This window comes from Roseateles asaccharophilus (assembly GCF_031458115.1).
In the GTDB taxonomy this organism is placed as follows: domain Bacteria; phylum Pseudomonadota; class Gammaproteobacteria; order Burkholderiales; family Burkholderiaceae_C; genus Pelomonas; species Pelomonas asaccharophilus_A.
Genome location: NZ_JAVDXV010000008.1, coordinates 109,022 through 133,008 on the forward strand (window position 1 = coordinate 109,022; position 23,987 = coordinate 133,008).

Here is a 23,987-nt window from a genome sequence, read left to right on the forward strand (position 1 = left end):
GCGTGAGCGCCGCCCGGACGCCGACGGTCCAGTCGGCCTACGTGCTGCACCAGCACGACTGGAGCGAGTCCAGCCTCATCCTGGACCTCTTCACGCGCGAATCCGGCCGCGTTGCCGTCGCGGCCAAGGGCGCCAAGCGGCCCTACTCGCAGTTGCGCGCCGTGCTGCTGCCGCTGCAGCGCATCACCGTTTCCCTGAGCAAGCCCGCCAAGGCCGACGGGGGCGAGGTGCAGACGCTGCGAACTGCCGAATGGGGCGGTGGGGCGACGCTGCCAGCTGGTGCGGCCCTGTTCTCCGGCTACTACCTGAACGAGCTGCTGCTGAAGCTGCTGGCCCGACACGATCCGCATCCGCGCCTGTTCGACGCCTACGGCGATGCCCTGGCGCATCTGACCCAAGGCGACGAGGTGCTGCGCGCCTTCGAGCTGAAGCTGCTGGCCGAGCTGGGCCTGCTGCCTGACCTCAGCGTTGTGACACCCACGCAGACGACCGTCGATCCCGAGAGGCGCTACCAGCTGTCGCCCGAGTCCGGCGTCATTCCACCCACCAGTGATGCCAGCCTGCCTGGGGCGTTGCTGATTCAGCTGCAGGCCGCGCTGCTGCACGGGAGCATGGCCGCGTTGCGCCAGGCCTGCGCGGCGGCGCCGCAAGGCCTGAAGACCACGCTGCGCGGGCTGCTCCACTACCATCTCGGACACCAGCCGCTGCGCACTCGCGCGCTGATGGTGGACGTGCAACAACTGCTGGATTCCTGACCCATGAACCCGCTCGCCCACGCCGGCGCCCGCTGCGCGCTGTCGGTCAACGTCAACAAGGTCGCGCTGCTGCGCAACACCCGCCACCTGGGCATCCCCAGCGTGCTGCGCGCCGCCGAGCAATGCCTGCTGGCCGGGGCGCAAGGCATCACCGTGCATCCGCGGCCCGACGAGCGCCACATCCGCCCGGGCGATGTCGACGACCTCGCGGCTTTCCTGAAGGACTGGCCGCAGGCCGAGTTCAACATCGAGGGCAACCCGACGCAGAACCTGATGGACTTCGTGCGCCGGCACCGCCCGCACCAGGTCACCTTCGTGCCGGATTCGGAAGACCAGTTCACGTCCGACCACGGCTGGACGCTGCCGCAGGATGCCGAGCGCCTGAAGCCGCTGATCCGCGAAGCGCAGGACCTGGGCGTGCGCGTCAGCCTGTTCATGGACCCGAACCCGGCAGCGATGGCCCATGTGGCCGAGCTGGGCGCGGATCGCATCGAGCTGTACACCGAGACCTTCGCCAGCGCCTTCGGCACCGAGCGCCAGGACGCCGTGCTGGCTGGTTTCACCGACACGGCGCAAGCCGCGCTGAAGGTGGGTCTGGGCATCAACGCCGGCCACGACCTGAACCGCGACAACCTCAGCCTGTTCCTGCGCCATGTGCCGGGCGTGCAGGAGGTCTCCATCGGCCACGCGCTGATCGCCGATGCGCTGGAACTGGGCTATGCCGAGACGGTGAAGGCCTATCAACTCGTCATCGCGACGGCCTACGCATGAGATTGCGCCGCGCATGCGCGGACGATGCGCGCCGGCTGGCCGCGCTGGCCCGGTGGGTCTGGCTGGACAGTTATGCCCTCAGCGGCGTCGAGGAGCGCTTTCTGACCTGCCTCGACGAGTCGTTCACGCGCGAGGTGTTCGAGCGGCTGATCGCCGATCCGGCGCAGCTGTTGTGGATCGTCGAGGACGGCGCCACGCTGCAGGGCTTCGCGCAATCGCGGCGCGGCGTGCAGGCGCCCGTGGCCACCGCCGCGGCCATCGAGCTGGAGCGGCTGTACGTCGCGCCGCCCTGCACCGGCCGTGGATTGGGTGCGCTGCTGCTGCAGGCGGCGCGCGAGACGCTCGCACCGGAACCCCTGTGGCTCAGCGTCTGGGAAGGCAACGCCGGGGCGCTGCGCTTCTACGCCCGCGAAGGCGGCCAGACCGTCGGCGAGAGCGACTTCATCCTCGACGGCCAGCCCATCCGCAACCTCGTCATCGCCTTCCCATGATCTACGGCATCGGTACCGACCTCTGCGACATCCGCCGCATCCGCGACACGCTGGCGCGGCGCGGCGAGCGCTTCGCCGAAAAGGTGCTGGGGCCGCATGAGCTGGCCGTGTTCCGCGAGCGGCGCGCCAAGGTGGAGGCGCGCGGCGAGGCCTACCTCGCGACGCGCTTCGCGGCCAAGGAGGCCTTCTCCAAGGCCATCGGCTTAGGGCTGCGCATGCCCATGACCTGGCGGGCCATGGAAGTCGTCAAGGCGCCCAGCGGCAAGCCCGAGATCGCGCTGCACGGCGAGCTGGCCGCCTGGTTCGCTGCGCGCGGGCTGCGCGCTCATGTGACCGTCAGCGACGAGCAGGACTACGCGGTCGCCTTCGTGGTCGTCGAGAAGGAATGAAGCCGACGCTTCACAGCTTCGGCTGGAACAGCAGCCGCTCTGCCAGCTGTCGGCGTGCCGGGGGTTGGGCTGCCAGCCGGCTCAGCAGGCCGTTGGCGCCGTCGCAGTTGCCGGTGGTCGGCGCGCTGGCGTCCTGCGGATCGGCCCACAGGCGCGACAGCAGGCCCAGTGCCGCGCGGCCAACAGTGCGGTCCAGCACCTCGATCTCGATGGCGGTGGGCGGCTTCGGCAGCCAGCGCGGCGGCGTGCCGTTGGCGGCCTCCATGACCCACTGCGCTTCGCGCGCCTGCAGCTCCACCGGCAACGCTCCGCGCACGGCCAGCTGGCCATCCAGCAGGGCCCGGCACATCGGCGCCCCCAGCGTCTTCAACTGCTCGGACACCAACTGCAGGTAGCGGCGGCGCAGCTGCGGGTCGGTGCTGTTGAGCAGGTCGGGCATCTGTTTCGCCAGCGGTGCCAGCGCGGCCAGTTGCACGACCTCATCGCCGGCGCCCGCCGTGCGGGCGTCCAACATGCGTTGCGCGACGGCCGTGATGATTTCGGGATAGCGGCGCTCCACGGCGGACCAGACCGGATGCAGACGCAGTGCATCCTCGATGTCGGCCAGCGCTGCGGCTTCGCCCGTCGGCGGCAGCGGCACGGCCAAGGTCTGCGGCGACGGCGCGATCAGCGCATGCGCCTGCAGGTCCGCGCGCGGCACGAACCACATGCTGCGCGCCGGTGTGTCCAGCGTCTTGTCGATCATGCTCTGCGGCAGACCGAGCTCGCGGTAGGTCTTGGCCAGCTGCTGGTTGGCCAGTTCCTCGAACACCGGGTTGTAGGTGCCGGTCGACGCGCGGTGGAAGCCCAATTGACCCTCGGGCGACAGATGGCGCGGGTTGCCGGCCAGGAACACCAGCGTGCAGGCGCTGGCGCAGGTGCCCACGGCGCGAGCGGCCTGGCCATGGCGTTTCATCGCGTCCGCCATGCGCTCCGCCTCGCGCACGCGGCCGCCGGGCGACTCCAGTTCCACGCGCTTCAGGCCACGAGCCGCGTCGCTGGCCAGCAAAGCGCGCAGCCGCTCACCGTCGCCCATGCCGATGACGCCTTCCATGCGCAGGCTGCGCCCGTCGGGCGACAGCACGAACTTGGCCTGGCCCAGCGGGTCGATGCCGCGTGCCATCTGCCAGTACTCGCCCAGATTGGGCAGCAGGCCGAACAGCACGGAGGCCAGCAGCTGCAGCGCGCCCAGCGCCAGCGCGAACCGCGCCAGCCAGCCCCACAGCAGCGAGCCGTGCTCGCGCAGGTAGTTGGTCGCCGCGCGCCAGGCGCCCACCATGCACCAGACGTCCAGCGCCAGCAGCAGCGGCATGCCCACCAGCACGGTGATGGCGCTGATCTGCAGCGAGTCGCCCTTGGCACCTATCCAGCTCATCAGGCCGGTGAGTCCGAAGGCCAACGGCGTGGCCAACAGCATGTTGTTGACCCAGTAGCTGCGCGCCAGGCTCAGCTCGCCACGCCAGTGGCGCGTGAAGTAGCCGGTCTGGGGTGTTTCGCGGCGCACCGGGCGGGGTCGTGCCGCCGCACGCGGATGCGCTGCCGCCTGCTGCCAGCTGGGCGTGGGCTCCGGCGCCGCGGGCGGTGCGTCCGCCGCCGCCGATGTCGGATCGACGTAGGGGCGCGGCGGGCGGGCGTTGGTCATCGAGATCCCTTGGCGGCGGCGTTGGGGCTCAGGACTTCTTCTTGGCCGGTGCCGCGGCCGGCTTGGCCAGAGACTCGCCCTTGGCCTTCATCTGCATCTGCATGTCCATGAACATGCGGCCATTGTCGGGACCTTGCATGTCCATCTTCACGTCCATCGCGAGCTGGCTGGCCAGCGGCAGGCGGTCGGACAGGCGCAGCGAGCTGGTGCCCGTGCCGCTGCCGTTCATCTGCATGTTCAGCGTCTGCGGCGCCGCGGGTGCGGCGGAGGCCTCGGATGCCGCGGCAGCCGGCAGCGGTGCGTCCAGCGCCATCTGCATCGTCATGGAGAGGTCGAAGTGAGCCACGCCGCGGTCCACGCGGTTCAGCGTGTAGCGCAGCTTGGCGTCCAGCTTGCCAGCGCCGCCCGGGATGGGCACCGGCAGCGCCATGTTCATCGGCACTTCGATGCTGTCGCCCGGCTTCATGGAGCGCTGGCCCAGCGCCTTGGCGACCTGCAGGGCCTCGTTGACCATCGCCTGACCCTGAGCGCGCATCAGCTCGTTGAACTCGGCGCCCTGGCTTTGCTGCAGGTCGAAGCTGAAGTCCTTGGGATTGAAGCGCGCCGTGAAGGCCAGGTTGACGTTGGCCTGCGGCGGCATGGGCATGGTCCTGCCGCCCACCTCGATCTGGCCGCCCTGGGCCGCCGACGACACGGTCAGCGGCAGCCAGCCCTCGGCATCGGGCTGGCCCACCTGCGTGGTCTGCGCCATCTTCATGGTCATCTTCACCGGGCCGGTGCGGGCCATGTTCTCGGCGGCCTGCGCGATCTTGGCGCGCTGCTCGTCGGTCGCGGCCGGGCCGGCCTCCAGACGGGTCTTCATCGTCATCTGCATGTCGATGGTCTGGCGCTGGTGCTGGCCGGCACGGGGCGTGGTGTCGAAGGTGACGACCTGGGGCGATTGCGTGGCGGCCTGTGCGCCGAGTTGCAGGCCAAACAGCGCGCTGGCCAGCGCAAGGCGGAGCGGGGAAGTGGACACGGGTGCGATCCGATCAGAAGAAATGCCGCCGGGCTGGCGGCCGCGCGGCATCCTAGGGTCGATTGCCCGGTTTCAGTGCATGTACGGCGTGGGTAATTTCAACCTTGGCGGTTGCGGCCCGCTGCAGAAAGAAAGATGCCGCCGCGCCGGTGGCCGGGCGGCATGCAGGGTGAGCGCCTGCTGCGGTCAGTCGCGGTAGTTGTTCAGCATCGGATAGCGTCGCGCCACCAGCGCGAACAGCAACGCCGCCACCAGCGCGAAGCCAGCGAAGAAGAACATCAGGCAGGCCGTTTCGCTGTAGCCCGTTGATTTGATGGCCGCCAAGGCTCCGGGGCTCTTGATGCTGACGTTGGACAGCAGCACCCACAGGTTGCCCACCGTCACCGACAGGCTCCAGAAGCTCATGATGGTGCCCTTCATGGACAGCGGCGCCTGGCTGTACGCGAACTCCAGGCCGGTGGCCGACACCAGCACCTCGCCCAGCGTCAGCAGCGCATAGGGCAGCACCTGCCAGACGATGCTGACCGTGTCGCCCGCGTCCAGCCACAGCTGCAGCGTGCCGGCGCAGATCCACGCGAAGCCCGCCAGCGCGATGCCCGCGCCCATGCGGCGCAGCGGCGTCACGCGCAGGCCCGAGCGCTCCAGCAGGGGATAGAGCACCAGGTTGTTGAAGGGGATGAGGATCATCACCAGTAGCGGATTCAGCGCCTGCATCATGGACGACTGGAACCACTCGGGCTTGGCCATCTGGTCGGCCTGCAGCACCCAGGTGGAAGCCTTCTGGTCAAACAGCGACCAGAACGGCGTGACCAGCGCGAACAGCACCAGCACGCGCAGCACGGAGCGCACGCCATCCACGGCCTCATCGGGGTGGATGCCGCGCGCGCGGTCCAGTTGCAGCGACGCGCCCACGCCGCCAAAACCCATGATGAGCACCAGCGCCAGGCAGACCGACGCGACAAAGCCCAGGCTGGCCATCTGGCTCAGGCTGTAGGCCGCCAGCAGCAGGCCCAGGGCGGCCACGCCCATGCCCAGGCCGCCGGCCTTCAGTGCCGTCCATACCACCCACATGAAGCTGTGCGGGTTGGCGCCGCGCGGCGGCTGATGGACGTACTTCTTGCGGCCGCTCCACAGGATCAGCGTGGCCATGCCCATCAGGATGCCCGGCAGGCCGAAGGCGACGCTGGCGCCGTAGTTCTTCAGGATGACCGGCATCAGCAGCGACGCGAAGAAGCTGCCGAAGTTGATGATCCAGTAGAAGGCGTCGTACACCTTCTGCGCCAGCGAGCGGTTGCTCTTGTCGAACTGGTCGCCGACAAAGCTGGTCACCAGCGGCTTGATGCCGCCCGAACCCAGCGAGATCAGGAACAGGCCGAAGTAGAAGCCCTTGATGTTGTTCTCGAAGACGGCCAGGCACGCGTGGCCCGCGCAGTAGACGAGGCTCAGCCAGAAGATCGTCGGGTACTTGCCGAAGAAGCGGTCGGCCAGCCAGCCGCCCAGCAGCGGGAAGAAGTAGACGCCGATGACGAAGGTGTGGAACACCTCCTTGGCCTCGGCCTTGCGCATGTCTTCCGGGATGGCCAGCAGCAGGCTGGTCATCATGAAGACCGTCAGGATGTTGCGCATGCCGTAGAAGCTGAAGCGCTCGCATCCCTCGTTGCCGATGATGTAGGGAATCTGCGGCGGCATCTTGGCCGCGGGAGCGGCGCCGGCGCTGACGGTGGTTGTCGTCATGATGGCCTCGGGTGGGGCTAGGGCCCGTTCACACTACGGGAGCAGGCCGCGTTGTGCCTAGAAAGCGCGCGAGCAAGGCGCAAACCGGAGCCGGGTTGATACCCGGCGAGGATTTGCAACACCGCGCGCGCGCTTTCTGTGCACAACCCGAAGGGAAGGCTCGCCGCCAGAGGCCACTCCGTGTTGCACCGCTGGCCCGCACATCAGTGCGGGCGGCGCGCTGCGCCTTGATTGGCCTCTGGCGGCGGGCCTTCGCGGCCTACTCCCGTAGTGTGAACGGGCCCCTGGAAAACGCCGCGCGGCTTGTGGCCGGCGGCGTTCGGGGTGGGTCAGACGGTGGCGGTGATCACGCCTCGAAAGGCAGCTTCACCTGGCTCAGGTCCTTGCGGGTCTCGACGAGCACCAGTGGACCTTCGTCGACCACCACCACCGGCGCCGGCTCGCGGCCCAGCGGCGCGGGGGCCGGCTCGGCAGCGATGGCGGCCTGGGCGGCGGCGATCTTGTCGGCGTCGGAATTCACCCATTGCAGGCCGGCGCCCTCGGCGATGGCTTGCAGCTCGCCCATCGGCAGCTTGAAGGCCTCGACGGCCGGTGCGGGTGCCGGTTCAGGAGCGGGCGGGGGCGGCGCGATCACGGCGACCGGCGCTGGCGTCGGCACATCGGCGCTGGCCATCGCGGTCTCGATCAGCGAGCCCTGCAGCGGAGCGGCGGCCTGCTCGCTGCCTTGGACTTCCTGGCCCTCGACAGCACCTTCCTCGCGGCGGCCACGGCCACCACGGCGGCGGCGGCGCGGCTCGCGGTCATGGCCTTCGCCGGCGTCGTCGCTTTCCGGATTGACGGCAGCGGGTGCGGCATCGGCTTCGACCGGCACGCCGGCATCGCCTTGCTCGACCGCGCCTTCGGCGCCGGCTTCCGTGCCCTCGGCGCCTTGAGCGCGGTCGTCACGGTCGCGACCACCACGACGGCGGCGGCGGCGGCCCTGGCGCTCCTCGCCGGCCGGCGTGTCACCACCGGCGACGGGCAGTGCCGCATCGGCCTGGCTGTCGACGAAGGCGGGCGGTGCGTCATGCAGCGCGGCCTGGGCTTCGGTCAGCGGTGCGGCCAGCGCCTCGACGGCCTCGACCGGCTGGGCCTGGTTCTGGCGTTCCGGGCGGTCGCCACGCGGGCGGCGCTCACCACGCTCACCGCGCTCGCCACGGTCCGGGCGCTCACCGCGCTCGGCACGTTCCGCGCGCTCGGGGCGCTGCTGCTGTTCGGGCTTGTCGCCACCTTCATGGCGCGGCTTGCGGTCGCCGCGCTCGCCGCGGGCCTCGTTGGGCTTGCCGTCACGGCGGCCATCGCGGCGCTGTTCGCCACGCTCGCCGCGGTCACCGCGTTCGCCACGGCGGCCACCGTCGCGGCGGCCATCACGGCCACCTTCGCGCTTGGGCTTGTCGGTCGCGGTGGGCGCCGGCGCCACCGGGGCTTCGACGGCCGGCACGGGGGCCGGGGCCGGCGCGCCGGTGAAGAAGCCGATCAGGCGGCTGAAGAAACCTTGCGGCGCCGGAGCGGGGGCGGGCGGCGGCGGCGCCACGACCGGAGCCGGGGCGGCCACCGGCGCGGGCGCCGGTGCGGCGATGGGGGCCGGCTGCTCGGGCAGGATGCCCTTGATGACCGGTTCCTGCTTGTTCTTCTTCTCGATGTCTCCGCGGCGCGTGATGCCCACCTCGTCGGTCGGCTCCTCGATCATCGTGTAGCTGGCCTGCAGGTTCTCCAGGCGCGGGTCGTCGTGGCGCAGGCGCTCCAGCTTGTAGTTGGGCGTCTCGAGGTGCTTGTTGGGCACCAGCAGCACGGTCACGCGCTGCTTCAGCTCGATCTTGGTGATCTCGGTGCGCTTCTCGTTCAGCAGGAAGGACGTGACCTCCACCGGCACCTGCACATGCACGGCGGCGGTGTTGTCCTTCATCGCCTCTTCCTGGACCATGCGCAGGATCTGCAGCGCCGAGGACTCGGTGTCGCGGATGTGGCCGGTGCCATTGCAGCGCGGGCAGGTGATGTGGTTGCCTTCGCTGAGCGCCGGGCGCAGGCGCTGGCGGCTCATTTCCAGCAGGCCGAACTTGCTGATGGAGGCGAACTGCACGCGGGCGCGGTCCTGGCGCAGCGCGTCGCGCAGGCGCTGTTCCACGTCACGGCGGTTCTTGCTCTCCTCCATGTCGATGAAGTCGACGACGATGAGGCCGCCCAGGTCGCGCAGGCGCATCTGGCGGGCGATTTCGTCGGCCGCTTCGAGGTTGGTGCGGGTGGCGGTCTCTTCGATGTCACCGCCACGGGTGGCGCGCGCCGAGTTGACGTCAACCGACACCAGCGCTTCGGTATGGTCAATGACGATGGCGCCGCCCGAGGGCAGGTTCACCGTGCGGCTGAAGGCCGTCTCGATCTGGTGCTCGATCTGGAAGCGGCTGAACAGCGGCGCGTCATCGCGATAGCGCTTCACGCGATGGCCCTGGTCGGGCATCACATGGTTCATGAACTGGTGGGCCTGCTCGAACAGGTCGTCCGTATCGATCAGGATCTCGCCGATGTCGGCGGTGAAGTAGTCGCGGATGGCGCGGATCACCAGGCTGGATTCCTGGTAGATCAGGTAGGCACCCTTGCCGCCCTTGGACGCGTCGTCGATCGCCGTCCACAGCTTCAGCATGTAGTTCAAGTCCCACTGCAGCTCGGCAGCGGAACGGCCGATGCCGGCGGTGCGGGCGATCAGGCTCATGCCCTTGGGGTATTCGAGCTGGTCGAGGTTTTCCTTCAGCTCTTCGCGATCCTCGCCCTCGATGCGGCGGCTCACGCCACCGCCGCGCGGGTTGTTGGGCATCAGCACGAGGTAGCGACCGGCCAGCGAGATGAAGGTGGTCAGGGCGGCGCCCTTGTTGCCGCGCTCTTCCTTCTCGACCTGGACCAGCAGTTCCTGGCCTTCCTTGATCGCGTCCTTGATGGTCGCGTTCTTGACGTCCGTGCCTTCTCGGAAGAACGAACGCGAGATTTCCTTGAACGGCAGGAAGCCGTGGCGGTCCTCTCCGTAGTCGACGAAGCAGGCTTCGAGCGAGGGCTCGACGCGCGTCACGACGGCCTTGTAGATGTTGCCCTTGCGCTGCTCGCGGCCTTCGATCTCGGTCTCGAAGTCCAGCAGCTTCTGGCCGTCAACGATGGCGAGGCGCCGCTCTTCCGGCTGCGTCGCATTGATCAGCATGCGTTTCATGTCATCACTCCTCGCGCCCCCGAAGGGGACGCGTCACGTCATGCCACCCAAAAGGTGGCGTTCAAGACGCACGAGCGACAGCGTGGAACCGTGGAAGGAGTGCCCTGGACCGCTCGGGTTTCTGACGGAGGTCAGACGTCGAGCGGCGTTGGCGCATGCGACCGGCCGTCCATGGCGCGAAGGAAACCAGCCTCGACCTGGCCGCATTCGAAGGCGCGGGACCAGGCGACCACCGCAGCTTCTGGCTGGGGTCGCGCGGCGGGGCGCAGCGGGTGGGGGAGGGGAGGAGTCATCCGCGAAGGACTGCTGGACGCTGGCGCGAGCTCTTGCGGCTTGATTCAGCCGCGCGCTCTCACGCCGTGAAAACCTTGTTTGGCAACCGGATCTCTTCGCGCCGGAGGGCTGTCGTCGAGAGGCCGGTGGGTTCCGGGTGTCATCGCTCTGCCGCACCGTGCCGCTGGCCGCCGTTTCACTTGGGGAAACCGCCTGCCGGCTACACGATGCGTTGCATCGCCTGTTGTGCCCCGGGGCTTGCCCTGGGACGCCTCGTTGTCGCCGCTAAAATCAAAAAAATCAAACACTTACGGCAGCAACGTGGTGAAAAGGATTATAGGGGCAGGCATCACGGCCCCTACCACGGGGGCGAACCCCGCCGTGAGTACGGACAAACCCGCGGTCAGGCGTGTGGTCGTGGACGAAGGTTCGGCCGGCCAGCGCCTGGACAACTTCCTGCTGCGCGAACTGAAGGGTGTGCCCAAGACCCATGTCTACCGGGTCATCCGGGCCGGGGAGGTTCGCGTCAACAAGGGGCGGGCGCAGGCCGACACCCGGCTGGAAATCGGCGACGAAGTGCGCATCCCGCCCGTGCGCGTGCCCGAGCGGGCCGAGGCGCCTGCCGCGCCGGCCCGCGAATTCCCGGTCGTGTTCGAGGACGAGCACCTGCTGGTCATCGACAAACCGGCCGGTGTGGCGGTGCACGGCGGTTCGGGCGTCAGCTACGGCGTCATCGAGGCGCTGCGCCGCGCGCGGCCGACCGCCAAGTTCCTGGAACTGGTGCACCGGCTGGACAAGGAGACGTCCGGCCTGCTGATGATCGCCAAGAAGCGCAGCGCGCTTGTCAACCTGCAGGACCAACTGCGCGACCGTGAGACCGGCAAGACCTATGCGGCGCTGGTCTGGGGCGACTGGCCGGCGAAGCTCAAGGTCATCGACGTGCCGCTGGTCAAGTTCGTCGGCAGCGACGGCGAGCGCTGGGTGCGCCCCGGCAAGGAAGGCGAGGAAGACGCCAAGCGCTCCATCAGCCTCGTGAAAGTCATGCAGCGCACGAAGGACTTCAGCTTGCTGGACGTGACCATCAAGACGGGCCGCACGCATCAGATCCGCGTCCACCTGCAACAGGCCGGCCACCCCATCGTGGGCGACCCCAAGTACGGCGACTTCGAGCGCAACCGCGAGCTGGCGCGCGGCGGCTCGAAATTTGACCGCATGTTCCTGCACGCCCGGCGACTGCAGGTGCAGCATCCGGCGACGGGCGAATCCCTGGTGTGCGAGGCGCCGCTGCCGCAAAGCTGCCGTCAGCTCATCGAAGCGGTCGGATAAGTCAGCCGGCGGGCTTGCGGCCACGCATGCGACCGCCGATCAGCAGCAATCCTGCGCCGGCAAGCAGCCAGCTGGCCGGCTCCGGCACCGGTGCAATGCCTGTGATGGTCACGGTCAAGTTGCTGGCGTTGTAGCTCGTGGCGATGTTGTAGCCCGAGGCAATGACCTGATCGAAACTTCCCGTGAAGCCGCCGCCCGAGTATGACAGTAGAGAGAAGCTGTCGCCGACTTGGGCGCTGTAGCCGATGTTGAGCTCAAGGGTGCCGTCCAGCATCTGTGCGGTGCTGGACAACATGGCCAGCGTGCCATGGTCGGCAGCGCTGCTGCCGACGTCGAAAGTGATCGTTGAGGCGTCGCCGAGGATCAACGTGCCCGTGGTCCCGAGAGTTGCGTCGTGCGCGATGGTGATGTGCCCGGCGCTGTTGTCGAAGGTGCCATCTCCGGCGTACAGATAGAACATGCCGCCTTCGGCAACAAGGGAACCGTTGTTGACGACGTGGCTGTTGGATGCACCCATGATGCGTCCGGCCCCGCGCACGGTCTGAGTGCTGTCGATCGTGAGCGTGCTGCCTGCCGTCACGTCGATGAATCCAATCGAGCTGGACGGATACGGGATGTTGATTCGTCTCAGCCAAACCGTACCGCTGCCTGCGAGCTTGGCGTCGCCCTCTGCGGCCAGTTTCTGATCGACGATGATGTCCCCGTCGTTGGTAAGAGCCCCCTTGATCGTTGCGACCGCGCTGTTTCCGTTGATTCGGAGCGTTCCCTTGTTGGCAGCATCGATTAGCGTCATGCCGCCACCGAACTGCGCATCGCCCTCGAAAGTCACTTTCGAGAAAACGGCGGAGTAAGGGCTGAATGCGCCGTAGATCGCGCCGCCACTCGCGGTGACGATTCGGCCCCCTGCGACGCTACTCCCTCCGGCCGAAAGAATGCTTGTGCCGCCGATGCTGATCTTGCCCGCAGTGTTGTCGACTGAGGTGGCGCTGGGATACAGGTACAGAACGCCATCTGCTACCAGATGACCTTGGTTGACGAGGGTGCCGTTACCAATATCACCCGACCCGCGGATCGTTTGCCCGGTGCCAATCGTCAGCGTGTGCGAACCGAGGTCCAACACGGAGTTGGTTTCCAGGGTGAGCACGCCGGTACCGGAAATCGTGGTGCTTGTCCCGATCTTGAGGGCGGTCGGGTTTGAGTAGCTTCGAAACAGACGGATCTCACCATCGTTGCCGATGCTGCCGTCGACCTGAAGTGTTGTGCCGTGAATGTGGACGCGATTGTCGGAGCCTATTCTCAGGCTGCCGATCTGTGTGAGCTTCGAGTAGGACGGGTAGCCGTATGACAAATACGTGGTCCCTCCCATCGAGTACGGCCACGCCAGCACAACGTCATCCGTGGGGCCGGGGAGGGCGTAGCTGCTCCAACTCCCCTTGTCATCCCAGTAGCCGTTGCCGCCAACCCAGTTCACGGTGGCCGCTTGTGCAGCGCCGCCGAGCATCAATGTCGCGACGGCGGCGGCGACGGGCGCCCGCAAACTTACCAAGCCTGTGTTCAGGCGCATGGCTCTCTCCCTGATTTAATTTGTGCGCGAAATATAGCCAGCAGATGTCGCATGCACTGGCTGGTAACCACGCGTTTCGCCCACCCGATCGAGGGGGGCACAAGATTCGGGAGCTAAGGATGCGGCTGCGCAGGTGGCTGCGAACATTGTTCAGTCGTACCGCACTCCATGGGCGATGGCACGCACCCGTCTTCGGACGCGTTTGGTGACGCGGCCACTGGGAGCCGCGACCTACTATATGCGGCCCTCACTCGCGCGCCAAGCAAGCTCATCGCCTTGCTCGGTGCGCAGCACCCGTCGCGGTTCATGAGGGACGCTGTGCTGGCCGGGTGAGATTGGGTCGAGCGCCGGACGGTGACCTGTTGTTAGGTTCGTCGATGGTCTGCAGGGGTGCTGGTGCTCCAGTGATCGAGCGCTTGGAACGACAATCCTCCCATGAGCAACCGCCCCCAACGCTTTGATCTGATTGCCTTCGACTGGGACGGCACGCTGTTCGATTCCACCGCGCTGATCGCCCGCTGCATCCAGCGCGCCGCCGTCGACATCGGCGAACCCGAGCCCGAGTTCGAGCGGGCCAAGTACGTCATCGGCCTGGGCCTGCGCGATGCGCTGGAGCATGTGGTGCCGGGCCTGTCGCACGACCGCTACGGCGAGCTGGGTCTGCGCTACCGCCACCACTACCTGGGGTCGGAGCACGAGGTCTCGCTGTTCGACGGCAGCCTGGAGATGCTGCAAGCGCTCAAGGAGCGCCACCACTGGCTGGCCGTGGCCACGGGCAAGAACCGCGCGGGCCTGGACCGCGTGCTGGCCCATGCCGAACTGACGCAGATGTTCGACGGCACGCGCACGGCCGACGAGACGCGTTCCAAGCCGCATCCGCAGATGCTGCTGGAGCTGATGCGCGAGTTCGGCGTGGAGCCCGAGCGCACGCTGATGATCGGTGACACCACGCATGATCTGCTGCTGGCGCAGAACGCCGGCGTGGCCAGTGTGGGTGTCAGCTTCGGCGCGCACGACCACGAGACCTTCGCCGACCTCAAGCCGCTCTTCGTGGCGCACTCGACGCGCGAACTGCACGATTGGTTGATCCAGCATGCCTGAGCAGGACACCGCGCCGCCCCAGCTGCTCTGCGGCTCCAGCGAACTGCAGGAGCGCGGCAAGGCGGTCACCTTCGACGTGATCCAGTGGCGCGAGCCCGTGCGTGCCTTCGCGTTGCGCTTCGATGGCCAGGCCGTCGCCTACCTGAACCGCTGCGCGCATGTGCCGACGGAGATGGACTGGCAGGAGGGCGAATTCCTCGATGCCGACAAACGCTTCATCATGTGCAGCATCCACGGCGCGGTCTACGACCCACTCAGCGGCCAGTGCGTCATGGGGCCCTGCAATCGTGGGCGCCTGACCAAGATCGAGGTGACCGAGCGCGACGGCGAGGTCTACTGGCACCCCACACGTGACACCAAGCCCGCTTTCCAGGATTGATATGAGCAGCACCCCGAACGACGACCTGCCGCCCCCCATGCAAGAGCCGGTGGGCGTGCCACCGCCGCCGCCAGCATCCGCCCTGAACGAGCCGCTGCTGGCCCAGCTCGCGCAGGACTTCCTGCGCGAGCGCCGGGCCGAGCGGCGTTGGAAGACCGTGTTCCGGCTCTTCTGGTTGCTGCTGGCCGGCCTGCTGGTCTACAGCCTGTGGCTGCAGGGCCGGCATGTGACGCCGTCGGCCACGCCGCACACGGCGTTGGTGGAAGTGCGCGGCGAGATCGCCGCCGACACCGAGGCCAGCGCCGAGATGCTGCTGGCGGCGTTGAAGGACGCGTTCAAGGACGAGGCGGCCCAGGCCGTCGTGCTGCGCATCAACTCACCCGGCGGCAGCCCCGTGCAGGCCGGCATCGTGTTCGACGAGATCAAGCGGCTGAAGAAGCAGTACGACAAGCCGGTCTACGCCGTTGTCGAGGAGATGTGCGCTTCGGGTGCTTACTACATCGCCGCGGCGGCCGACGAGATCTATGTCGACAAGGCGTCGGTGGTGGGCTCCATCGGTGTGCTGATGGACGGCTTCGGCTTCACCGGCCTGATGGACAAGCTGGGCGTCGAGCGCCGTCTGCTGACCGCCGGCGAGAACAAGGGCATGCTGGACCCGTTCGGCCCGGTCAACCCCAAGCAGCGCGCCTATGCGCAGGCCATGCTGGACCAGATCCACCAGCAGTTCATCGCTGTCGTGCGCGAAGGCCGTGGCAAGCGCCTGAAGGAGACGCCGGAGACCTTCTCAGGCCTGTTCTGGAACGGCGAGCAGGCCGTGCAGATGGGCCTGGCGGATCGCTACGGCAACCTGGATTTCGTTGCGCGCGAGGTGGTCAAGGCCGAAGAGGTCATCGACTACACGCCGCGCGAGAACGTCGCCGAGCGGCTGGCCAAGCGCTTTGGCGCGGGCGTGGGCGCTGGCGCCGTGAAGGCGATGCGCGAACTGGCGCCGATCCGCTGAGCTTCAGAGGCGACGGCGGCGGGCGAAGCACGCTGCAACGAGGCCCAGCCCCACCAGCGCCAGCGAAGCCGGCTCGGGCAAGGGCTGAGCCTGCGAGCCACTGTTAGGGCGGCCGATGCTGGGCATCGGCGCGTCATTGACCTGCACGCTGCTGTTCCAGTCCTTCACGATCACCTGGCCATTGACCTGTCCCCAACCCTGGGCGACCGATGCGTTCAGTGCCAGCACCGACGCGTTGATGCCGCCGTTCATCAGCAGGCTGGTCGCGTCGGGCAGGTTGAACAAGACCTGGCCCTTGTTGAAGCCCAGGTAGCCGTGGTTCCCGAAGTCGATCGACGCGCCGTGGATGTTGATGAGGATCTGCGCGCCGGTGGGCAGGTTGTCGATCTGCATGTTGCGCATCGCGTCGGCCGCGACGATGTCGAACACGGCCAGCATCTGGCCTGCGGCGTCGAAGTGCAGCGTGCCCCACTTGTCGGTCACCGTGCCAGTGTTGGCCATGGCGTCCAGTGAGGCCGAAAGCGAGCTCAGGCGCTGCTTCTCGCCCGCAAAGTCGAAACCCTGGCCGTTGCTGACGCCGCCGAACACGTTGCCGCTGGAGTTGGGGACGTAGCTGCCGCCCACGCTGACGCCGCTCCAGATCGTGCCGTTCGTGAAGTTGAGGTTGCCGCCGACGGTCAGGCCGGTGCCGCTGTACAGCGCGCTGGAGCCGGTCTTGGTGTTGATCGAGTAGCCGCTGATTGTTGCGTTGCCACCGACCGCCACACGGCCTTCGACGTCGCTGCTGCCCACGTTCATGTTGCCGAAGGCCAGCAGGTTCAGGCTGGCGTCCAGACCCAGGCTGATGGGGGCGGCATGGGTGGCGGAGGCGAGGGCGAAGCAGGCGGTCAGCAGGAGGCGGCGCATGGTGCGGGAGGTGGCGAACAGCAAAAACCGCCAGTCTAGGAATGGGTCCGCCCTTGCATCACGCCTCGACGCGGGGGTGTCATGGCCGCTTCGAGAAGCAGTTCACAAACCCCGGGTGACGGAATTCACGAAAAAAGGCCGCAGCCCTTTCGGACTGCGGCCTTGCGCCGAGCGCTGTCGCGCTTACTGCGTCTTGGGTTCGGTCTTGGTGGCGGCGGCGCCGGCCTTGGCTTCGGCGGCCTTCTTTGCCTTCTTGTGGCTGTGCTTGGCGCCGCTGGCGGCTTCGGCCGGGGCTGCAGCCGGCAAGGTGGTGGCGGCCGGCGTGGCGGTCACCGCGGGAGCCGCTGTGGTGGTGGCCTGGGCCACGGTCGTGGTGGCGGGTGTGGCGGCCTTCACGGTGGCCGTCGCGGTGGTGGCTGCCGGTGTGGTGGCCGCTGCGGGAGTCGCGGTCTGTGCCAGAGCCACGCCCGAGGCGAGCGTGATGAGGGCGGTGGCGATGGTGGTCTTCAGCGTGTTCATCAGAGGTGCTCCTGGGTGTTTCGGGTTGCGGGGGCTTCGCGAAAGCTTGGGTCCACAACGACGACTCTTCTTGCAGCGTTGACGGGGTTGCAAAGCCTTACACCGCGCAGAATCAGCCCCCATGAACACCCCACATCGCTTTGACTGGAGCGCCGGCTATCCCAGCCAGCGCAGCCCGCTGTTCGCACGCAATGTCGTGTCGACCTCGCATCCCCTCGCGGCGCAGGCCGGGCTGCGCATGCTGCATGCGGGTGGCAATGCCGTCGATGCCGCCATTGCGGCGGCGGCGTGCATGACGCTGGTCGAGCCGTGCAGCAACGGGTTGGGCTCGGACACCTTCTGCATCCTGTGGGACGGGAAGCAGCTGCACGGTCTCAACGCGTCGGGGCGCGCGCCGGCGGCCTGGACGCCGGACTTCTTCGAGGGTCAGGTCGTGCCCCGCCGTGGCTGGAACTCGGTCACGGTGCCGGGCGCCGTCAGCGGCTGGGTGGCGCTGAGTGAGCGCTTCGGCAAGCTGCCGTTCGCGGATCTGCTGCAGCCCGCCATCGAGATCGCGGAGCGCGGCTATGCGGTGCCGCCGATCGTGCAGGGCAAGTGGGCCATGGCCGCGGCCTTGAGCGAGATCACGTCGCAGCCCGGCTTTGCGCAGGCCTTCCTGCCGAACGGCCGCGCGCCGGCGGTGGGCGAGCTGTTCCGCTTCGCGGACGCCGCGCGCAGCCTGAAGCTGATCGCCGAGTCCAAGGGCGAGGCCTTCTATCGCGGCGAGATCGCCGCCGCGCTGGCCCGCTACGCGCGCGAGACCGGTGGCGCGATGACCGAGGCCGACCTGGCGGCGCACCAGCCCGAATGGGTCACGCCGCTGGCCAAGGACTATGCCGGCCACACCTTGCACGAGATTCCGCCGAACGGACAAGGCATCGCGGCGCAGATGGCGCTGGGCCTGCTGGAGCATTGGGACGTGGCGGCGCACGCCGTGGACAGCCCCGAAGCCCAGCACCTGATGATCGAGGCGATGAAGCTGGCGTTCGCGGACGTCTACCGCTTCGTCGCAGAGCCCGGCGCAATGCCCGTCAGCGCCGCGCAGTTGCTGGACCCGGCCTATCTGGCCGAGCGTGCGAAGCTCATTGATCCATCGCGCGCCCAGGTCTTCGGTGCCGGCAACCCCATTAAGGGCGGCACCATCTACCTGACCGCCGCCGACGAGAGCGGCATGATGGTCAGCTTCATCCAGAGCAACTACATGGGCTTCGGCTCGGGCGTCGTGCTGCCGGGCTACGGCATCAGTCTGCAAAACCGCGGCCACGGCTTCACGCTGGAGGCCGGCCACCCCAACCAGGTCGCGCCCGGAAAGCGGCCCTTCCACACCATCATCCCAGCCTTCCTGACGAAGGGCGGCGCGCCGGTCATGAGCTTTGGCGTCATGGGCGGCAACATGCAGCCGCAGGGCCACATGCAGACGCTGGTGCGCATGCTGAACTACGGCCAGAACCCGCAGGCCGCCTGTGACGGCCCGCGCTGGCGCTTCAACGAGGGGCTGTCCATCAACGTCGAGCCGCACATGCCCGCCGCCACCATCGAGGCCTTGCGCGCGCGTGGACACCAGATCGGCGACATCCACGACAGCTACCAGGACTTCGGCGCCGGGCAGTTCATCTGGCGGCTGGGCGACCCGAGCGTGGACGGCTATGTGGCCGCCAGCGACCCGCGCCGCGACGGCGCGGCCGTTGGCTGGTGAGCATGGAGGCTCTGCGACTCCAACCTGGCGACGACCTTCGCGGTGCGCTGCAGAAACTGGGCCGCACGGGCTTTGTCGTTGCCGGCATCGGCAGCCTCGCGCAAGCGCAGCTGCGCTTCGCGGATGAGCCGGGGCCGGCGCATCTTGCAGGCCCGCTCGAGATCCTCACCCTCTGCGGCAGCCTGACGCCCGATGGCGCGCACCTGCATGCCAGCGTGGCCGACGCGACGGGGCGCGTCAGCGGCGGCCATGTCTGCATGGGCTGCGTCGTGCACACGACGGCGGAGCTGCTGATCGCGCCGCTGCCGGCCGGATCGCTGACGCGTGCTTTCGACGCCACGACAGGGTATGCCGAACTGGTCGTGCGCGCACCGCCGGCAGACCTGGGCTGATAGCATTCACCACATGACCAAGCTGCTAGACCTCGACTGACGCCACTGCCGCGTCCCCTTCCTGCGGGCCATGCCCGCTTGTCGAGTCCTGCCAGCTGTTCCTCGCGTCATGTCCTTCAAATTCCTCAAACTCGCGCCCGGCGATCTGCTGCGCGATGCCGTCTACCGGCGGCTCTGGACCTCCATCCTCGTCTCCTCGCTGGGCGGCCAGATCACGCTGCTGGCGCTGCCGCTGACGGCCGCCGTGCTGCTGAACGCCAGCCCCACACAGATGGGCATCCTGCAGGCGCTGGAGGTGCTGCCTTTCGCGCTGTTCTCGCTGCCGGCCGGCGTGCTGCTGGACCGCGTGCGCAAGCTGCCGGTCTACATCGCCGGCGAAGTGGTGCTGGCGCTGGCCGTCGCCTCCGTGCCGCTGGCGGCCGTGATGGGCTGGCTGGGCATGGGCTGGCTGTACCTCGTGGGCTTCATCATCGGCGCCGTGCACACCACCGCCGGCAGCGCGGGCCAGATCGTGCTGACGCAGGTGGTGCCGCGCGAGCGGCTGGTGGAGGCGCACGCGAAGAACGCGCTGGCTTCCTCGGGCGCCGAGGTGGCCGGGCCAGGCGTCGCGGGCCTTTTGATCAAGCTGGTTGGTGCGCCGCTGGCGCTGGCGGTGGACGCGGTGATGCTGGCACTGTCGACGCTCATCCTGCGTGGCATCCGCGTGCAGGAGACGTTGCCGCCGCGCCAGTCGCAGGACTTCTGGCGCGAGCTGAAGGCCGGACTGCGCTTCGTGCGCGAGCGCGAGCTGCTGGTCAGCATGGCCATCGTCGTGGCCGCCTGGAACCTGTTTCACAACGGCGCGATGGTCGTGCAGATCCTGTTCGCGACGCGCGAGCTGAAGCTGGCGCCGCAGACCGTGGGCTGGTCCTATGCCGCCATCGGCGCCGGCACCGTGCTGGCCAGCATCTACGGACACCGCATCAGCAAGCGCCTCGGGCCGGGGCCCTGCCTGGTCGTGGGCTTCGCGACCTGCGGGCTGGGCTGGCTGCTGCTGGCACTGGCGCCGTCCGGGCCGCTGGGCGTGGTGGGCTTTGGCGCGATGCTGTTCGTCTGGGGTGTCGGCGCCGTGCTGATGTTCATCAACTTCCTGTCGCTGCGCCAGGCCGTCACGCCGGCGCCCATGCTGGGCCGCATGACCAGCACCGTGCGCTGGCTCATCCTGTTGCCGGCCGCGCCCGGCGCGCTGCTGGGGGGCTGGATGGGCGAACACCTGGGCCTGCGCGCGACGCTGGCCTTCTCGGGCATAGGCTGCGTGCTGGTGGCCGCATGGGCCTGGAACCACCCTGTGTTGCGCGGCGTGCGCGAACTGCCCAAGCCCGTGGAGGTACTGCCCGCATGAGCGCCGAGCCCTTGCTGATCGAAGTCCCAGAGCGCCTGGACGGCCAGCGCACCACGCTGCTGATGCCACGCGCTGGTGCTGGCGCGGAGATGGCGGTGGTCATCGCGCAGTCGTTGCCGCATCTGCGTCCCTGGATGATCTGGGCGCAGGAGGCGCCGACGGCCGAGAGCGCGGAAATGGTGGTGCGCCGCATGCACGCCGACTTCATCGCGCGCCGCGACCTGTGCTTTCACCTGTACGCGCGCCGCGACGACGGCAGCCCGGGGCGGCTGCTGGGCGGTTCGGGCCTGCACCGCATCGACTGGGCCGTGCGCAAGTTCGAGATCGGCTACTGGATCCGGCCCGACGCGGGCGGGCAGGGCCATGTGGGCGAGGCCGTGGGGCTGCTGACGGCGCTGGCCTTCGACCGTCTCGGTGCGCGGCGCGTGGAGATCCGCTGCGACTCCGACAACCTGAAGAGCCGGGCCGTGGCAGAGCGCTGTGGCTTCGAGCTGGAAGGCGTGCTGCGCCGCGACGTGCTGGGCGTGGACGGTCAGCCGCGCGACACGGCGGTCTACGCGCGGCTGTCCTAGGGGGCGGAGCAGCGGCGGCGCCTGAGCGGCACTGCTCGCACGCGGGCTCACCCACCTTGCCGTGCGACCCGACCGGGGTACGTCCTCCTAGAATCGCCAACCATCGGCCCCCTCCGGCGGAAGGAAGATGCGCATTCGATTCTGGCTGCTGGTGGTTCTGTTCGCTGTCTGGCTGTCTGCTGCCGCCGGTTTCGGACTGCTGACCTGGAACCTGCACCAGCAGAAGGTCTCAGCGTTGCTCGAGCAAGTGAGCGACGGTGCCGAAGCGGTCAACATCGTGACGGAGCGGGAGCTCGACAAGCGTGTCGTTCTGGCCCGCGCACTTGCTTCGTCGAGGGCCGCGCGGGACGGTGATTTCGCCCGCTTTCATGAGGAAGCTGAGGTCGCCTCGCGGGGCACCGAGAGTTGGGCCGTGCTGGCCAGCGAGGAGGCCTTGCTGGTCAACACCTTGTCGACCGCTGGTGCCCCTGCCGTGCAGCGCTCGCTACCGCGATCATTGACCGATGGCGCGCCGATGGTCGTGTTCGTTCCCAACGGCCCCGTCGCGAAGCAAGCGGTGATCACGGTGCTGGTGCCGGTGCCTGGACACCGGCCCCAGAAGTACAACGTCGGTGTGTCCTTCAAGCCGTCGGACCTCCAGCCCGTCCTCGCTGACGCAGGCAAGTCCGTGGCCGGGCCCGCATTGACCATCATTGATGATCAGCATCTCATCATGGCGCGCAGCCGCGACCCGCAGAGATGGCTGGGCAAGTCGGCATCTCCGGCGTTTCGCTCGCGCATCGCCTCGGCTGGTTATGGCTTTGCCGAGTCCACGACCCTGGATGGGGTCGCCTCGCTCACGTACCTGACCAAACCCAACGCCTACGGATGGTCCGTGGTCTCGGCCATTCCCCAATCCGAGCTTGCCGCGGCCGCCTGGGGCGCTTCCGCCAAGGCACTGTTCGCGTCGGGTGCCTTCCTCGTCTTCCTGCTCGGCATCGGGCTGTACGGCACACGCGTCATCACCCATGCGGTGCAGGCCCTGGGCAAGGTGGCCGATGACCTGGGCAACAACATCGTTCCGAAGCTGGAGCCCTCTGGCGTGCCGGAGTTCGACTCCGTGGCCAAGGCTCTGCAGGCCGCGGGCGTCAAGGCGCAAGAAGCCACGACCACATTGGAGCGACGTGTCGAGCAGGCCGTTGGCGAAGCCAGGGAGGCACAGGAGAAGCTGGCTCACAGCCACAAGCTGGAACTGGTGGGGCGTTTGACCGCTGGCGTCGCGCACGATTTCAACAACCTGCTGCAGACCATCACCGTCGCGCACCATCTGCTGCAGCTGCGCCTGCACGGCGAGCAGGAACGAAAGGCCTTGGCGGGTGCGGTGAGAGCGACATCCAAGGCCGCCGACCTGATCAAGCAATTGATGCTGCTGGGACGGGCGCAGAAGCTGGAACCCTGCCTCGTCAACATCACCGACGTGCTGCTGAAGGAGCATGAACTGACCAGCCAGGCCGTTGGCGCCAACGTGAAGCTCTCGGCCGAACTGGAGCCAAACCTGCCGCCAATCTTTGTTGATCCCGTGCAGTTGGAGATGGCGCTGCTGAACCTGATCTTCAATGCGCGCGACGCCTTGCCCACGGGCGGGGCGATCAAGTTGCGTGTTCGGCTTGCGACCGCGGAGGAGTCTCGGCTCGTCGGTCTGGGCCACTTCATCCGGGTCGAAGTGGCGGACAACGGCGTGGGTATGAGTGCGCAGACGAGGGCCCAGGCCTTCGAGCCGTTCTTCACGACCAAGGCACCAGGCGTCGGGACCGGCATGGGACTGGCCCAGGTGCATGCATTCGCCATCCAGTCAGGCGGCGGCATCCAGTTGGACAGCGAGCTCGACCAAGGCACTCGCATCACCTTGTACCTGCCTGTGGCGCCCGCATCAGACGAGCCCGCGATGCCTGTGGGCGTGCCGCCCACCCGCCCGGCGTCCCTGAAGCTCAAGGTCCTGCTTGTCGAAGACGACGTTCTGGTGGCCGGCATCGTGACGACGGCGCTGGAAGGCAGAGGCTGCAAGGTCCGCGCATGCCACAACGCCGATGAGGCCGTCCGGGCGCTCATCGACGGCGAGCCATTTGACCTGTTGTTCACCGATGTCGTCATGCCCGGCTCGCTCAACGGGGTCGAACTGGCCGGTTGGGTCCGGCTGCACCGACCCGAGGTGGCGGTGGTGATCGCAACAGGCTATGCGGACAACGTCAGCAACATCGCCGCGCCTGTGATCCGCAAGCCCTACGGCATCGAGTCTCTTCATGCGCTGCTCGAGGAGGTCTATCAACGGCACGTCGGCGGCGATGAGGCTGCGCTGATGCGGGGGCCGGCACAGCATGGGCACGCGTCGATCAGCGACTGAGCAGCCAATGGAATAGCTCGGACGCTGACCGGCGGTCGGCATGTGCCCATGCCCAAGCCTGGCCAGGGCCAGACGCACAGGGCCTAGATGTGGAACTGGTGCACGACACCTTCCACGACGTCAGGGCCACAGTGTTTAACTGCGCCGAGACGTGCGTTGATCAGAAACGCACGCGACGTCCTGCCCCTGTGCACCGGCGTCGGCTGGCGTGGCAACCTGGTTGTCGGCGACCACGGTGGGTCGGTCAGTGCTTCGACATGGGCATGACCGAGGTGGGCTGTTTGGCCCCGAGCCCGACACCAAGCTCCTGGTCCACCCCGTGTGGGTACCCGACTGTCCAGCTCCACCGAAACCACGCTCCTGAGTGATGTAGATCACCCAGGACGTC

At 68.0% G+C, this 23,987-nt stretch carries 20 protein-coding genes; 13 read left to right on the forward strand and 7 right to left on the reverse strand.

The genetic code is table 11. The annotated features are described in order from the left end of the window. The first annotated feature begins 2 nt into the window (after window positions 1–2). From recO to acpS, 4 genes are read left to right on the forward strand one after another with little or no spacing between them, the layout of a single operon-like run. Window positions 3–755, forward strand: coding sequence for a DNA repair protein RecO (gene recO / locus J2X21_RS19550; protein WP_310331412.1), 753 nt, complete (start codon window positions 3–5; stop codon window positions 753–755). A 3-nt stretch (window positions 756–758) separates the two neighbouring features. Next, window positions 759–1,526 (forward strand): pyridoxine 5'-phosphate synthase, encoded by a 768-nt coding sequence (locus J2X21_RS19555; RefSeq protein ID WP_310331414.1) that lies wholly within the window; start codon window positions 759–761, stop codon window positions 1,524–1,526. Then, window positions 1,523–2,017 (forward strand): GNAT family N-acetyltransferase, encoded by a 495-nt coding sequence (locus J2X21_RS19560; RefSeq protein ID WP_310331416.1) that lies wholly within the window; start codon window positions 1,523–1,525, stop codon window positions 2,015–2,017. Before J2X21_RS19555 ends, J2X21_RS19560 begins: the two co-directional genes overlap by 4 nt. Continuing rightward, the gene (gene acpS, locus J2X21_RS19565; protein ID WP_310331418.1) at window positions 2,014–2,406 is read left to right on the forward strand and encodes a holo-ACP synthase; all 393 of its coding nucleotides are present in this window, start codon (window positions 2,014–2,016) and stop codon (window positions 2,404–2,406) included. The genes J2X21_RS19560 and acpS overlap by 4 nt, the downstream gene beginning before the upstream one ends. A gap of 10 nt (window positions 2,407–2,416) precedes the next feature. On the opposite strand, the gene J2X21_RS19570 is transcribed toward acpS, so the two are convergent. The 4 genes from J2X21_RS19570 to J2X21_RS19585 form a co-directional block, all read right to left on the reverse strand. Further along, window positions 2,417–4,087 (reverse strand): hypothetical protein, encoded by a 1,671-nt coding sequence (locus J2X21_RS19570; protein WP_310331420.1) that lies wholly within the window; start codon window positions 4,085–4,087, stop codon window positions 2,417–2,419. 28 nt (window positions 4,088–4,115) lie between these two features. Continuing rightward, the gene (locus tag J2X21_RS19575; protein ID WP_310331422.1) at window positions 4,116–5,105 is read right to left on the reverse strand and encodes a hypothetical protein; all 990 of its coding nucleotides are present in this window, start codon (window positions 5,103–5,105) and stop codon (window positions 4,116–4,118) included. 186 nt (window positions 5,106–5,291) lie between these two features. After that, window positions 5,292–6,839 carry a POT-type proton-dependent oligopeptide transporter gene (locus J2X21_RS19580; RefSeq protein WP_310331424.1) on the reverse strand — a complete coding sequence of 516 codons (1,548 nt, stop codon included), beginning with the start codon at window positions 6,837–6,839 and terminating at the stop codon, window positions 5,292–5,294. A 346-nt stretch (window positions 6,840–7,185) separates the two neighbouring features. Next, window positions 7,186–10,071, reverse strand: a complete 2,886-nt coding sequence (locus tag J2X21_RS19585) for an Rne/Rng family ribonuclease (RefSeq protein WP_310331426.1) — start codon at window positions 10,069–10,071, stop codon at window positions 7,186–7,188. Window positions 10,072–10,668: 597 nt separating this feature from the next. Here J2X21_RS19585 and J2X21_RS19590 point away from each other — a divergent pair. Continuing rightward, window positions 10,669–11,670 (forward strand): RluA family pseudouridine synthase, encoded by a 1,002-nt coding sequence (locus J2X21_RS19590; protein ID WP_404667389.1) that lies wholly within the window; start codon window positions 10,669–10,671, stop codon window positions 11,668–11,670. A gap of 1 nt (window position 11,671) precedes the next feature. Here the strand turns inward: J2X21_RS19590 and J2X21_RS19595 are convergent, their stop codons facing one another. After that, complete coding sequence (locus tag J2X21_RS19595) at window positions 11,672–13,234, reverse strand: PEP-CTERM sorting domain-containing protein (protein ID WP_310331430.1); 1,563 nt, start codon at window positions 13,232–13,234, stop codon at window positions 11,672–11,674. 435 nt (window positions 13,235–13,669) lie between these two features. Between J2X21_RS19595 and J2X21_RS19600 the strand changes: the two genes are divergently transcribed. Genes J2X21_RS19600 through J2X21_RS19610 form a run of 3 tightly spaced genes read left to right on the forward strand, consistent with a single transcriptional unit; the run spans window position 13,670 to window position 15,714 of the window. Further along, on the forward strand, window positions 13,670–14,335 hold the full coding sequence (locus J2X21_RS19600; RefSeq protein ID WP_310331432.1) for an HAD family hydrolase: 666 nt from the start codon (window positions 13,670–13,672) through the stop codon (window positions 14,333–14,335). Further along, on the forward strand, window positions 14,328–14,714 hold the full coding sequence (locus J2X21_RS19605; RefSeq protein ID WP_310331434.1) for a Rieske (2Fe-2S) protein: 387 nt from the start codon (window positions 14,328–14,330) through the stop codon (window positions 14,712–14,714). The genes J2X21_RS19600 and J2X21_RS19605 overlap by 8 nt, the downstream gene beginning before the upstream one ends. 1 nt (window position 14,715) lies before the next feature. Beyond that, entirely contained in the window at window positions 14,716–15,714 is a 999-nt protein-coding gene (locus tag J2X21_RS19610; RefSeq protein WP_404667390.1) for a S49 family peptidase, read from the forward strand. 3 nt (window positions 15,715–15,717) lie between these two features. Here J2X21_RS19610 and J2X21_RS19615 read toward each other — a convergent pair whose 3' ends face one another. After that, complete coding sequence (locus tag J2X21_RS19615) at window positions 15,718–16,620, reverse strand: choice-of-anchor A family protein (protein ID WP_310331436.1); 903 nt, start codon at window positions 16,618–16,620, stop codon at window positions 15,718–15,720. A gap of 183 nt (window positions 16,621–16,803) precedes the next feature. After that, window positions 16,804–17,139, reverse strand: coding sequence for a hypothetical protein (locus tag J2X21_RS19620; RefSeq protein WP_310331438.1), 336 nt, complete (start codon window positions 17,137–17,139; stop codon window positions 16,804–16,806). Between the two features lie 121 nt (window positions 17,140–17,260). Here J2X21_RS19620 and J2X21_RS19625 point away from each other — a divergent pair, with 121 nt between their 5' ends. The 5 genes from J2X21_RS19625 (at window position 17,261) to J2X21_RS19645 (ending at window position 23,599) form a co-directional block, all read left to right on the forward strand. Beyond that, window positions 17,261–18,874 (forward strand): gamma-glutamyltransferase family protein, encoded by a 1,614-nt coding sequence (locus tag J2X21_RS19625; protein WP_310331440.1) that lies wholly within the window; start codon window positions 17,261–17,263, stop codon window positions 18,872–18,874. Window positions 18,875–18,876: 2 nt separating this feature from the next. Beyond that, the gene (locus J2X21_RS19630; RefSeq protein WP_310331442.1) at window positions 18,877–19,266 is read left to right on the forward strand and encodes a PPC domain-containing DNA-binding protein; all 390 of its coding nucleotides are present in this window, start codon (window positions 18,877–18,879) and stop codon (window positions 19,264–19,266) included. A gap of 109 nt (window positions 19,267–19,375) precedes the next feature. Beyond that, window positions 19,376–20,647, forward strand: a complete 1,272-nt coding sequence (locus tag J2X21_RS19635) for an MFS transporter (RefSeq protein ID WP_310331444.1) — start codon at window positions 19,376–19,378, stop codon at window positions 20,645–20,647. Next, window positions 20,644–21,219, forward strand: a complete 576-nt coding sequence (locus J2X21_RS19640; RefSeq protein WP_310331446.1) for a GNAT family N-acetyltransferase — start codon at window positions 20,644–20,646, stop codon at window positions 21,217–21,219. Before J2X21_RS19635 ends, J2X21_RS19640 begins: the two co-directional genes overlap by 4 nt. A 127-nt stretch (window positions 21,220–21,346) precedes the next feature. Beyond that, window positions 21,347–23,599: an ATP-binding protein gene (locus tag J2X21_RS19645; RefSeq protein ID WP_310331447.1), complete on the forward strand. Its 2,253-nt coding sequence runs from the start codon at window positions 21,347–21,349 to the stop codon at window positions 23,597–23,599. Window positions 23,600–23,987 lie beyond the last annotated feature (388 nt).